Origin of the sequence: uncultured Tenacibaculum sp. (genome assembly GCF_947504135.1) — a bacterium.
Classification (GTDB): Bacteria; Bacteroidota; Bacteroidia; order Flavobacteriales; family Flavobacteriaceae; genus Polaribacter.
Genome location: NZ_CANNGG010000004.1, coordinates 235,208 through 248,181, shown reverse-complemented (window position 1 = coordinate 248,181; position 12,974 = coordinate 235,208). Strand labels below are relative to the sequence as shown.

At 30.6% G+C, this 12,974-nt stretch carries 13 protein-coding genes; 11 read left to right on the top strand and 2 right to left on the bottom strand.

The window, feature by feature from the left end; translation table 11 throughout:
- Window positions 1-4: 4 nt before the first annotated feature.
- Window positions 5-634, bottom strand: a complete 630-nt coding sequence (locus Q0663_RS10160) for an SOS response-associated peptidase family protein (protein ID WP_299010425.1) — start codon at window positions 632-634, stop codon at window positions 5-7.
- A 249-nt stretch (window positions 635-883) separates the two neighbouring features.
- Here Q0663_RS10160 and Q0663_RS10155 point away from each other — a divergent pair, with 249 nt between their 5' ends.
- The 4 genes from Q0663_RS10155 (at window position 884) to Q0663_RS10140 (ending at window position 3,520) form a co-directional block, all read left to right on the top strand.
- On the top strand, window positions 884-1,045 hold the full coding sequence (locus tag Q0663_RS10155) for a DUF1328 domain-containing protein (protein WP_299010422.1): 162 nt from the start codon (window positions 884-886) through the stop codon (window positions 1,043-1,045).
- Window positions 1,046-1,356: 311 nt separating this feature from the next.
- Window positions 1,357-1,905, top strand: coding sequence for a hypothetical protein (locus Q0663_RS10150; RefSeq protein WP_299010419.1), 549 nt, complete (start codon window positions 1,357-1,359; stop codon window positions 1,903-1,905).
- Between the two features lie 173 nt (window positions 1,906-2,078).
- Complete coding sequence (locus tag Q0663_RS10145; RefSeq protein ID WP_299010416.1) at window positions 2,079-2,579, top strand: DNA starvation/stationary phase protection protein; 501 nt, start codon at window positions 2,079-2,081, stop codon at window positions 2,577-2,579.
- A gap of 53 nt (window positions 2,580-2,632) precedes the next feature.
- On the top strand, window positions 2,633-3,520 hold the full coding sequence (locus Q0663_RS10140) for a mechanosensitive ion channel family protein (protein ID WP_299001655.1): 888 nt from the start codon (window positions 2,633-2,635) through the stop codon (window positions 3,518-3,520).
- 35 nt (window positions 3,521-3,555) lie between these two features.
- Here Q0663_RS10140 and aroB read toward each other — a convergent pair whose 3' ends face one another.
- Complete coding sequence (gene aroB / locus Q0663_RS10135; protein ID WP_299010412.1) at window positions 3,556-4,614, bottom strand: 3-dehydroquinate synthase; 1,059 nt, start codon at window positions 4,612-4,614, stop codon at window positions 3,556-3,558.
- 103 nt (window positions 4,615-4,717) lie between these two features.
- Between aroB and Q0663_RS10130 the strand changes: the two genes are divergently transcribed.
- The 7 genes from Q0663_RS10130 to hisB all read left to right on the top strand — a co-directional run bounded on the left by Q0663_RS10130 (window position 4,718) and on the right by hisB (window position 12,895).
- Window positions 4,718-5,881 carry a proline dehydrogenase family protein gene (locus Q0663_RS10130; protein ID WP_299010407.1) on the top strand — a complete coding sequence of 388 codons (1,164 nt, stop codon included), beginning with the start codon at window positions 4,718-4,720 and terminating at the stop codon, window positions 5,879-5,881.
- Window positions 5,881-6,189: an LETM1 domain-containing protein gene (locus tag Q0663_RS10125; protein WP_299010404.1), complete on the top strand. Its 309-nt coding sequence runs from the start codon at window positions 5,881-5,883 to the stop codon at window positions 6,187-6,189. The genes Q0663_RS10130 and Q0663_RS10125 overlap by 1 nt, the downstream gene beginning before the upstream one ends.
- Before the next feature lie 229 nt (window positions 6,190-6,418).
- On the top strand, window positions 6,419-8,191 hold the full coding sequence (gene typA, locus Q0663_RS10120; RefSeq protein WP_299010399.1) for a translational GTPase TypA: 1,773 nt from the start codon (window positions 6,419-6,421) through the stop codon (window positions 8,189-8,191).
- Window positions 8,192-8,499: 308 nt separating this feature from the next.
- The gene (hisG, locus tag Q0663_RS10115) at window positions 8,500-9,357 is read left to right on the top strand and encodes an ATP phosphoribosyltransferase (protein WP_299010396.1); all 858 of its coding nucleotides are present in this window, start codon (window positions 8,500-8,502) and stop codon (window positions 9,355-9,357) included.
- A gap of 50 nt (window positions 9,358-9,407) precedes the next feature.
- Window positions 9,408-10,697 (top strand): histidinol dehydrogenase, encoded by a 1,290-nt coding sequence (gene hisD / locus Q0663_RS10110; RefSeq protein ID WP_299010394.1) that lies wholly within the window; start codon window positions 9,408-9,410, stop codon window positions 10,695-10,697.
- Window positions 10,690-11,748 carry a histidinol-phosphate transaminase gene (gene hisC / locus Q0663_RS10105; RefSeq protein ID WP_299010391.1) on the top strand — a complete coding sequence of 353 codons (1,059 nt, stop codon included), beginning with the start codon at window positions 10,690-10,692 and terminating at the stop codon, window positions 11,746-11,748. Before hisD ends, hisC begins: the two co-directional genes overlap by 8 nt.
- A gap of 13 nt (window positions 11,749-11,761) precedes the next feature.
- Window positions 11,762-12,895, top strand: coding sequence for a bifunctional histidinol-phosphatase/imidazoleglycerol-phosphate dehydratase HisB (hisB, locus tag Q0663_RS10100; RefSeq protein WP_299010388.1), 1,134 nt, complete (start codon window positions 11,762-11,764; stop codon window positions 12,893-12,895).
- Window positions 12,896-12,974 lie beyond the last annotated feature (79 nt).

Here is a 12,974-nt window from a genome sequence, read left to right as displayed (position 1 = left end):
GTTTTCAAGTTATTATCTTCTGAATATTGTATTTAGCGTCGTACGGATTGTTAATTAAATACTCTACATCACTCATATCGGTAGAACGATCTAACCACATCTTTTTAAAGGTTCTTGGTATTTGAAGTGGCATTATTTCATACAGATTATTAAATGAATTTAATTCTTCTGTTGTATTTGTATTGATTACTGAGCAAGTAACAAAACCGTCTTCTGTGGTATTATAAACCCCAGCTAAATAAAAAGGCTCTCGTTTATCTTTTTCTACTAAATAATTTTCAATACTGCCATCAATTACTTTATGGGCGTAAAACCCAGTAACAATTAACAAACATCGTCTAAAAAGCAATGCTTCTTTAAATAAAATACTCTTCTTAATCTCTTCCCTTCTAACGTGTAACGTACGCTTTATTTGCTGAAACTTATTCCAATTATCAGCGTAATTCTGAGGTAGCATTCCCCATATTCCTTGGGTGATTTCTAATGGATTATCCATAGTGATTATGTTTACTGTCTGCTCTTTCAATCCATTAATCTTACGCCTCGGTTTATGTAAATGCGGATACTTAAAATTAAGTTTAGTAAAATCTTTAATTCTTTCTTTACTTGCTATGTTAGATAGCTTATAACTCATCGTATACTTATTTATTTACATTCATAAAAAAATCATTGCAAGTAGTTGGTAACTACTCAATTAATCCACTACAAATTTACATGAAGAACCCAGGTAAAGTTTGTTCAAAAGAAATAAACTTTAGCTCATTTCCTTGTTTTCAAATGAGTTAACATTCTTATCAAATGAGTAAAAGAAGACTCTTAATCGGTTATAATTTTGTAGTGTACAAAAGATGTACTTCAAATTATTAACCTAAAAACTAAAATTATGTTACGTTGGACAATCACATTTATTATTATCGCAATTATTGCTGGAATCTTAGGTTTTGGTGGAATTGCAGGAGCAGCTACAGGATTTGCTAAAATCGCATTCTTTATTTTCTTAATACTATTTGTAATATCATTACTTACAGGTAAAAAAAGAGTATAATCAAACCTTAACAGCTAAGCAAACTCAAAATTATGCAAGCACGAATTTTATTTACATATTTTAAATGTATCTCATATATGTTTGCATAAAATTGATTTAAAACACGAAAAATACCCTCTATATTATGAAATGAACAAAAAACAAAAATTAAATGAGCTAAATAACTTAATATATCTCAGCTAATTTTGTACAAGACAAATAACCTAAGTTCAAAGTCATAAAAAAGAATAGAGATTTAAAATATATCAGATGTTAAAAAGTAGACATCTTAAAAACAAGCTACTTATAATTTTAATTTAAACATAGTAAAAATGAAAAATTTAATAGTAGGTTTATTGTTTATCGCAGGTATTATGACGGTAAACGCACAAACAGAAGTAATCAAAACCACAGAGGTTAAAAAAGCTAAAAAAGTTAACGAAAAAGGTGAAACTTACGATACCAAAGTAAAAGTTGTAACCACAAAAGAGAAAAAAGTAAAGTTTGACTCTAAACAAAAACACCAGTTGAATCAAGGTGTAATCGAAACACCTGTTGCAGTTGAAAAAACAATTATGGTTGATAACGATAAAGATCCATTTTACGATTCAAAAACTAAAGTAAATTACTTTAAATATAAAGGTAAACAATATGGTTTTTTAATTGATCAAAAAGATTTATTAATTACCCGCAAAGTTAATAACGAAGACGTTACTTCAGCCAGAGCTTATAGATCGATTAATAACGATTTTTATGTAGTACAAGGTGATGAGTTTAACGGAGTAGGATACTTTAATAAATACGGTGATTTTATTATTGAGTATAGAAATAAAGAAACTAACAAGCTTGAATATGCAATTTTCGAAACAGTTAAAATGTAATATTTAAGAAATCGATAAACAAAAAGAGGTGAATTAATTCATCTCTTTTTTTATACAATTCTTTTTAATTTTTTGAAATGAGCAAACATCAAAATTGATAGAGCAAAACAACACTGTATATATAAATTAATTTTGTAATAAACTTATTATTAACCTAAAAAACATATAAAATAATGAATTATTTAAACATACAAACAGAAAAAGTATTACCAGTAGCAAAAGAATTAAACCAATTATTGGCTGAATATCACATATACTATCAAAAGTTAAGAAATTTTCATTGGAATATTGTGGGGAAAAACTTTTTTGAACTACATGAAAAATTTGAAGAAATGTATAGTGATGCTAGAGTTAAAATAGATGAGATCGCAGAACGTATTTTAACTTTACAGTATCATCCAATTAGTAGATATAGTAAGTATTTAAAGATAGCAAATATATCAGAAGAAAGTCCTTTTCAAACAGATAGTGATATGATTTATATTTTATTAGATGATCATAAAACATTATTAAAGCAAATGGCAAATGTGATAAAAAAAGCGGAAGAAGCAGAAGATGAGGGAACGATAGATTTAATGGGAGGATATATTGCTTCTTTAGAAAAAACAAGTTGGATGTTGAACGCTTGGAGCAAAAGTACCGTAGAACAGTTAAAAGAAGACTTGGTAATGTAATTTATGTAAATCTAATTTCTAGCAATACTAAGTAATAACATTAAAAACAATAAATGAACTTTAATAACACTATAAATAAAATCAAAACAGCAACTGAAGAGTATTGGAATGAGTTTGTGTCTCAAATACCCGGTATTATAATCGCAATAATTATAATTGCTTTAGGTATTTTGTTAGCAAATTTTATTTCATCGCTTTTTAGAAAAACGATATCTAAAAAAACTCATGATCCTTTAATGACAAATTTTTTAAGTAAAACTATTAAAATAGGGTTAATTACTCTGGTTTTAATGTTGGGGTTAAAAATAGCAGGATTAGGTAGTATAGCAACCGGTTTATTAACAGCAGCAGGTGCATCAGCTGTTATTTTAGGTTTTGCTTTTAAAGATGTTGGAGAAAATTTTATTTCAGGTGTTATTTTATCTTTTAACAGACCTTTCAATGTAAATGATACAGTTAAAATCGGAGATATTTTTGGAAAAGTAAAGATGATGGAGTTTCGATTTAGTAAACTAAAAACCTTCGATGGAAGAGATGTATATATTCCGAATAGTGACATTGTAAAAAAACCAGTTTATAACTATACTGAAGACGGATTTTATCGTTCAGATTTTGTTGTTGGTATTGATTATGATGACGATATTGATACTGCAAAAAAAGTAATTATTGATGCAGTAATTAGCACAAAAGGAGTAATAAATACCGATGAACATCAATGTTTTGTTACGGTTGATAGTTTAGGTGTTAGTACCGTTAATTTAAAGGTAATTTTTTGGACAAAAACTAAAGAATACAAACGTGGTACTTTAGAAATAAAAAGTGATGTTATTAAAAGTGTAAAAAACGTAATTATTAAAAACGGATTAAATATGCCAGCCGATATTACTGAGATCAAGTTATACGGTTCTCAAGATAGTATTCCAATTACCGTTACCAAATAAAATAAAAAAAGAGCAACTTTAAAGTTGCTCTTTTTTTATGCGTTATAAAAAGCTAAACTTTCTTTAATCAGTTCTTCGGAAGCTTTGCAGTTGATTTTAAAATCTTCATAATCATTTAATAAAACAAAGTTTATTTCACCAGCCACATTCTTTTTATCATGCTTCATCAACTCAATAATAGACTGAAAATCGTCTTTATCGATCGTTACTTTTCCGTAAACCTTAATAATGGCTTCTTTTATTTCTGATACTTTTTCCTTTGAAAAACCTAAAATTTCAGAAGACAGATAAGCCTCACAAACCATTCCTATGGCAATAGCTTCACCATGTGTTAGAGCTTCCTTTTTCGGGTTCTCTAAAAAATAAGACTCTACACCATGCCCAATAGTATGTCCCCAGTTTAAAACCTTACGAACACCTTGTTCTTTAGGGTCTTCTAAAACAACTTCATTCTTAATTTCTATCGAACGATGAATCAAATCAACAATATTAAGTTTATCATTATCTTTAATTTCATTAAATAACTTGATGTCGTGGGTCATTCCATACTTAATAATTTCCGCAGTACCAGAACGAATTTCTCTGGGAGTTAAGGTGTGTAAGTATTCAGGGTCAATAATAATTAACTCAGGATTAGCAAATACACCAATCTGGTTTTTTAATACACCTAAGTCAACACCTGTTTTTCCCCCAACAGAAGCATCTACCATGCTCAATAAAGTGGTAGGGATGTTCACAAAATCAATCCCTCTTTTAAACGTTGAAGCAACAAAACCACCTAAATCTGTAATAACACCGCCTCCTAAAGTAATAAGTAAACTTTTTCTATCGGCGCCCAATTCAGTCATCACGTTCCATACACCCATACAAGTTTCTATGTTTTTATGAACTTCACCAGCATCAATTTGAATGACTTCAATAGGTTTATCTGTAGCAAATAATTGCATAAATCGAGGATAACAGTGTTCTAAAGTATTATCATCAACTAAAATAAATACAGAGGAGTAATTTTTTTTAGAAACTAAAGAAGTTAATTCGTTATAAGCTTTTTCATCAAAATGAATAGGATATGTTGCTGCGTTAATTGTAGTCATTGTTATTAAAAATATACAGCGAAATTAAACAGAAAAAATTAAAATATATCACTCTACTAATTTATATTTGTCTTTAAATATAAGACATTAATACACCTCGACAATGAGACTTTTTGACAACACCGAAACTGCTTTTAAATTAAAATCTGATTCAGAGCTAGAGCGTGCCTATTTTTTATTTAAAATGATTCAAAGCCAACCAATGGTTCGTATTGGTACTGCGGTAACTAATTTTGCTTTGAAAGCTCATTTACCAGTTGAAGGATTAATCCGTTCAACAGTTTTTGATCATTTTTGTGGAGGAGTAAGTGAAGATGATTGCTTACCTAATATCGAAAAAATGTACGAACAAGGTAATGTACACAGTGTTTTAGATTATTCAGTAGAAGGAAAGGAAGATGAAGCTCAGTTTGATGATGCTTTAAAAATGACGTTGAAAACGATTGATTTTGCTGAAGAAAAACAATCTATACCTTATGCTGTTTTTAAACCAACAGGTTTCGGACGTTTCGTTTTATATCAAAAGTTAACTGAAGGAAAAGAATTAACTTCAGAAGAAAAAGTAGAGTGGGATAGAGTTTTAGAACGTTTTCATACTGTATGTAAGGCTGCAAAAGCAAAAGATGTTCCGTTATTGATAGATGCAGAAGAAAGTTGGATGCAAGATGCTGCTGATGATTTAATTGAAGAGTTAATGGAAATCTACAATAAAGAAAAGGCTATTGTTTTCAATACGCTACAAATGTATCGTCACGACCGTATGGAGTATTTACGAAACTTACATCAAAGAGCTCACCAAAAAGGATATCATATTGGAATGAAAGTGGTTCGTGGAGCTTATATGGAGAAAGAACGTGAAAGAGCCAAAGAAAACGGTTATGAATCTCCTATCTGTGTTGATAAACAAGCTACTGATGACAATTATAACGAAGCAGTTCGTTATATGATGGATCATAAAAATATGGCGATCTTTGCAGGAACTCACAATGAAGAAAGCTCATATTTGTTGATGGATTTAGCTAAAGAACACAATATTGCTGTAGATGATAAACGTATGTGGTTTGGTCAATTATATGGTATGAGTGATCACATTAGTTTTAATTTAGCTAAAGAAGGATATAATGTAGCGAAATATGTTCCTTTTGGTCCTGTTCGTGATGTAATGCCTTACTTAATTCGTAGAGCAGAAGAAAATACTTCTGTAGCAGGACAAACTTCAAGAGAATTGAATTTACTCAAAACTGAAAAAGCCCGTCGTAAGCTGTAATGAATACAGTTGATGAAATAAAAGAGGCTATCTATAAAAATAAAAAAAGATTAGCAAAAGAACTTCAAGAAAGCAGGGAGCTTCTATTTCTTGTTAGAAAATCACTAACAACTTCATTAACAGACGAAGAAAAGGCAAAAGTAAAAGAACAAACACTTGATATTTGTAAAGCAATTCCTGCTTTTACTGTGTTTATGCTTCCTGGAGGAGCCATACTTTTGCCTTTACTAATCAAATTAATACCCGACATACTTCCTAGTGCTTTTAGAGCAGATGATGAAGAGTTAGAAGATACAAAACCAGAGTAATGTATTTCTAAATAACTAAAAATTGAGTATTTATTTCTTCCAAATTATTAAGGGAAATCAATCAATTAAAACTACAGCATCCCTTAATAAGCAAAGAGAAAGTGTATAAAGATGTTATAAAAAAAGTACTTTTTGTAAAGCTTTAAATAAAATATTACGAATTCATAAATAAAATTTCGTTAATCGTAAACAATAAAACACTACTTTTGCAGCTTCAAAATAAGCACGAATGCAATCAATAAGAAACATTGCTATTATAGCACACGTTGACCACGGTAAGACAACCTTGGTAGACAAAATTATAGATCAAGCTAAAATTTTAGATGAACGTAAAGAGCGTACTGATTTATTATTAGATAATAACGACTTAGAACGTGAACGTGGTATTACCATTTTATCTAAAAATGTATCCGTAAACTACAAAGGGGTGAAGATTAATGTAATTGATACTCCTGGTCACGCCGATTTTGGTGGAGAAGTAGAACGTGTACTAAAAATGGCAGATGGAGTTTTATTATTGGTTGATGCTTTTGAAGGACCAATGCCTCAAACACGTTTCGTATTAGGAAAAGCTATTGAATTAGGGTTAACTCCTATTGTAGTAGTAAACAAAGTAGATAAAGAAAACTGTACACCAGAGTTAGTACACGAAAAAGTATTTGATTTAATGTTTGCTTTAGAAGCAAATGAAGATCAATTAGACTTTACAACTATTTACGGTTCAGCTAAAAATGGTTGGATGAGTACAGATTGGCAAAAACCAACTGAAGATATCGTTCCTTTGTTAGATGCTGTTTTAGAAACAATTCCAGAAGCACCATATCGTGAAGGATCTCCTCAAATGCAAATTACATCGTTAGATTATTCTTCATTTAAAGGAAGAATTGCTATTGGACGTGTATATCGTGGAGATTTAGAAAAGAATAAAGACTACATGCTTTGTAAAGCAGATGGAACTACTAAAAAAGTCCGCATTAAAGAATTACACGTTTTTGAAGGAATGGGTAAAGCTGAAGCAGATAAAGTTCGTAGTGGAGATATTTGTGCAGTAACAGGTTTAGATGATTTTGAAATTGGTGATACTATTGCAGATGTAGATAACCCAGAAGCATTACCAAGAATTGAAGTAGATCAACCTACTATGAGTATGTTATTTACTATTAATAACTCTCCATTCTTTGGTAAAGAAGGTAAGTTTGTAACTTCTCGTCACTTACGTGATCGCTTATTTAAAGAGATGGAGAAAAACTTAGCGTTACGTGTTGATGAAACTGATACAGAGGATAAGTTTAACGTTTTCGGACGTGGAGTATTGCACTTATCAGTATTAATTGAAACGATGCGTCGTGAAGGATATGAGTTACAAGTAGGTCGTCCTCAAGTAATTTTAAAAGAGATTGACGGAGTTAAGTGTGAACCATACGAAACATTATCAATTGATGTTCCTGAAGATGTAGCTTCTAAAGCAATTAACTTAGTTTCTTTACGTAAAGGAGACTTATTAGTAATGGAGCCAAAAGGAGATTTACAACACTTAGAATTTACCATTCCATCAAGAGGGTTAATTGGTTTACGTAATAAAATATTAACAGCAACAGCTGGTCAAGCAATTATAAACCACCGATTCAGCGAATATGGACCTTATAAAGGAGAGTTTGCAGAAGAATTAAAAGGAGCTATTGTTTCTTCTGAAACAGGAAAAGCAACTGCTTATGCAATTGACCGTTTACAAGATAGAGGACGTTTCTTTATTGATCCAAACCAAGAGATATACAAAGGTCAAGTGGTAGGTGAAAATGCGAAAGCAGATGATATGGCTGTAAACTTAATTAAAGGAAAGAAGTTAACTAACGTACGTGCTTCAGGTTCTGATGACGGCGTTAAAATTGCTCCAAAAATTGATTTTTCTTTAGAAGAATGTATGGAGTATATTAGACCAGATGAGTATTTAGAAGTTACTCCAGAGAGTTTACGTATGCGTAAAATTAATTTTGTAAAATAATTTAACCTACTTTAGGTATAAACATAGAAACCATCTGTAATTCAGGTGGTTTTTAATTTTTATTAAAAATAATTTGCATAATTCAATTTTTATTAAAGATATTTGTACCAACAAAAACAAAGAAATGAATTTTATTCAATTACATCATCATCATTTTCATACTTGCACTCAGGCGAGCTGAAAATGTATTGAATAAAATCAAGATATATTTTAAACCCGTTTGAGTAAATCAAACGGGTTTTTTATTTTCAACAAGGCGCCACGAAAATACTTCTCAAAAGATTTACTCAAACCTATTCAAAATTAAAATGAGTAAATTAAAAATAGCCATACAAAAATCAGGAAGACTTAACGAAGATTCCTTACAAATACTGAAAGACTGCGGTATTTCTATAGATAATGGAAAAGACCAACTAAAAGCTTCTGCAAACAATTTTCCTTTGGAAATCTTTTATTTAAGAAACGGAGATATTCCTCAATATTTAAAAGATGGAGTAGTTGACATAGCCATTATCGGAGAAAATTTATTGATTGAAAAAGGCAATGGAATTCAGTTTATAGAAAAATTAGGTTTTTCAAAATGTAAAGTGTCCTTAGCAATTCCTAAAAATGAGGAATATACAGGAATAAACTACTTTCAGAATAAAAAAATAGCAACGTCATACCCAAACACCGTTTTAAAGTTTTTAGAAGAAAAAAATATAAAAACACAATTACACATCATTAATGGTTCTGTTGAAATAGCTCCAAATATTGGATTAGCAGACGGAATTTGTGATATTGTATCTAGCGGTTCAACTTTATTTAAAAATAACTTAAAAGAAGTAGAAGTTTTGTTAAAATCGGAAGCTGTATTGGCAGTTTCACCTAAGATTCAAGAGAAACAACAAAAAATACTTAACAAATTACAATTTAGACTTCAATCAGTATTAAAAGCAAGACAATCAAGATATGTGTTACTAAATGCTCCAAATGAAAAGCTAGACAAAATCATTGATATTTTACCAGGAATGCGTAGTCCAACAGTACTTCCTTTGGCAGAAGAAGGGTGGAGTTCTGTACACTCAGTATTAAATAAAAATCAGTTTTGGGAAATTATAGATGAGTTAAAGAACAATGGAGCTGAAGGAATTTTGGTATGCCCAATAGAAAAGATGGTTGTTTAATAACATAAAAGTAGCCAATAATTATAGCTAAAAACAATAAAAATAAACAGATGAAAATTATAAAAAATCCAGGAAAAAAAACTTTGGAGTTACTGTGTAAAAGAGTTACTTTAAGTGAAAACAGTTTACAGGAAACAGTACAAACAATATTAAATGATGTAAAGCTTAATAAAGATAAAGCCTTAAAAAAATATACACAGTTATTTGATGGAGTCTCTTTAAACTCTTTAAAAGTATCTGAAAAAGAGTTGGAAGAAGCAGAAAAATTAGTTTCAGACGAGTTAAAATCAGCTATACAATTAGCAAAATCTAATATTGAAAAATTTCACACTTCTCAAAAAGAAGAAACTAAAAAAGTAACAACAACAAAAGGAGTAACTTGTTGGAGAAAAAGTGTAGCAGTAGAAAAAGTAGGCTTGTATATTCCTGGAGGATCAGCCCCTTTATTTTCTACTATTTTAATGTTAGGAGTTCCAGCAAAAATAGCGGGTTGTAAAGAAATAGTATTGTGTACTCCAACGAATAAAGAAGGTAAGATTAACCCAGCTATTCTATACACTGCTTCTATGGTAGGAGTAACTAAAATTTTTAAAGTAGGCGGAGCACAGGCAATTGGAGCCATGGCATACGGAACAGAAACAATTCCTCAAGTATATAAAATTTTAGGACCAGGAAATCAATTTGTAACCAAGGCAAAAGAGTTAGTACAACAACAAGGGGTAGCTATTGATATGCCAGCAGGCCCTAGTGAAGTATTGGTAATTGCAGATGAAACATCAAACCCTGTTTTTGTAGCTTCCGATTTATTATCACAAGCAGAACACGGAGCAGATAGTCAATCAGTATTGGTAACTACTAACGAAGAAGTTGCTAAAAATGTGGAAGTAGAATTAAAGAAACAGTTAAAAGATTTACCAAGGAAAGAGATTGCTAAAAAAGCAATAGGAAATAGCTTTACAGTGGTTTTTAATTCTAAAGAAGAATGTATAGACTTTAGTAACGAGTATGCACCAGAACACTTAATTATAGCATCAGAAAAAGCTTCTGAATATATCGAAGGAATTGTAAATGCTGGTTCAGTATTCTTAGGAAATTACAGTTGTGAAAGTGCAGGTGATTATGCTAGTGGTACCAATCACACCTTGCCAACTAACGGTTATGCAAAAAACTATAGTGGTGTTTCATTAGACAGTTTTGTAAAGAAAATAACCTTTCAAGAAGTAACTAAAGAAGGTATAGATAACCTAGGCGAGGCTATAGAATTGATGGCGGAAGCCGAAGGTTTACAAGCACACAAAAATGCAATAACAGTTAGATTAAAAGAGCTTAATAATGTTTAATTTAGAAAAAATAGTACGACCTAATATTCAACAGCTAAAAGCCTATTCTTCTGCTAGAGATGAATTCAAAGGCGTTGCTGAAGTGTATTTAGACGCTAATGAGAATCCGTTTGGTACCTTGAATCGTTATCCAGACCCACAACAAGCAGCTATTAAAAAACGATTGTCTGAAATTAAAGGTGTAAACGAAAATCAAATCTTTATAGGAAATGGAAGTGATGAAGTAATCGATTTAGCATTTAGAATATTTTGTAATCCAGGGAAAGATAAAGCACTAACTTTTACACCCTCTTATGGAATGTATAATGTTTCCGCAGCTATTAATGATGTTGAATTGATTGAATTAGCTTTAAATCAAGATTTTCAGATAAATACAGATGTTTTAGAATGTTATTTAGAAGATGAAAATTTAAAAATAATATTCATTTGTTCACCAAATAACCCAACAGGTAACTGTTTTGAAGATGAAACAATTGAGTTTATTCTTAGTAAAATTAAAGGAATTGTAATTATTGATGAAGCTTATATTGATTTTAGTTCTAAAGAATCTTTTATAAATCAATTAAAAAATTACCCTAATTTAATTATAAGTCAAACCTTTAGTAAAGCATGGGGATTGGCAGGTGTTAGAGTAGGATTAGCCTATGCTAGTAAAGAAATCATTGATATATACAACAAGGTGAAGTCACCTTATAATATCAGTGCTTTAAATCAAGAAGCTGTACTTAATAAGTTAGATAACTTAGCACAGTTTGAGATTGAGAAAAATATCATTCTCAATGAAAAGGAAAAATTAGAAAAGCAGCTGCAAGAAATTGAGCTGGTTAAAAAAGTATATCCTTCAGATGCTAATTTTATACTAATAGAGGTTACAAATGCGAATGAGTTATATACTCAATTAGTAGCTCAAAAAATTATAACGAGAAACAGGAATAGCTTGGTAAATAATTGCATACGAATTACAGTAGGAAGTGAGAAAGAAAACAAAAAATTAATGACAGCATTAATGGAGTTGAGTGTTACATCTGATAAAGTTGAAAATTCACTTTAAATTTAAAAAGACGATGAAAAAAATATTATTTATAGATAGAGATGGTACGTTAATCAAAGAACCATCAGATGAACAAACAGATTCATTTGAGAAATTACAATTCTATCCAAAGGTTTTTCAAGGATTGAGTAAAATAGCCAAAGAACTTGACTTTGAATTAGTGTTAGTTACTAATCAAGATGGATTAGGAACAGAGGTATATCCAGAAAACACGTTTTGGCCAGTACACAACTTTGTGATGAATACCTTAAAAGAAGAAGGTATTGAGTTCGCAGAAGAAATCATTGACAGAACCTTTGCTAAAGACAACCAACCTACAAGAAAACCAAACACAGGCTTATTAACAAAATATTTCTCTAAAGAATATGATTTGAAAAACTCTTTTGTGATTGGTGACCGTTTAACCGATGTAGAACTCGCTAAAAATTTAGGTGCTCAAGGAATTTACATAAATGATGAAACGAATTTAGGAACTGATGAAATTACTGTAAAAAGAGAGGAACTAGATGATTTTATAGCTTTAGAGAGTAACGATTGGAACACTATTTATGAGTTTTTAAAATTAGAAGAACGTTCTGCCTCTATTGAAAGAAACACTAATGAAACTCAAATAAAAATAGAAGTAAATTTAGACGGAACAGGGAAAAGTACGATTGATACAGGTATTGCTTTTTTCGATCATATGTTAGATCAAATAGCACGTCATGGTCAAATGGATCTAAATATACAAGTAAAAGGTGATTTAGAAGTAGACGAGCACCACACTATTGAAGATACAGCGATTGCCTTGGGAGAAGTTTTTAATAAAGTTCTTGGTAACAAATTAGGGATTGAACGTTACGGGTTCTGTTTACCTATGGACGATTGCTTAGCTCAAGTAGCCATCGATTTTGGTGGTAGAAACTGGTTGGTATGGGAAGCAGATTTTAAACGAGAAATGATAGGTAAAATGCCTACGGAAATGTTTTATCACTTCTTTAAGTCGTTTACAGATGGTGCTAAATGTAATTTGAATATTAAAGCAGAAGGTATTAACGAGCACCATAAAATAGAAGCCATTTTCAAAGCTTTTGCAAAAGCTATAAAAGTTGCTGTAAAAAGAGATGTAGAAAAGATGATTTTACCATCAACAAAAGGAGTTTTATAACAATGAACAATAATCAATTATCGGTAGACAATGGTTAAAGAGAATAATAGGTAACTGATGATTGATAAATGATAATTGA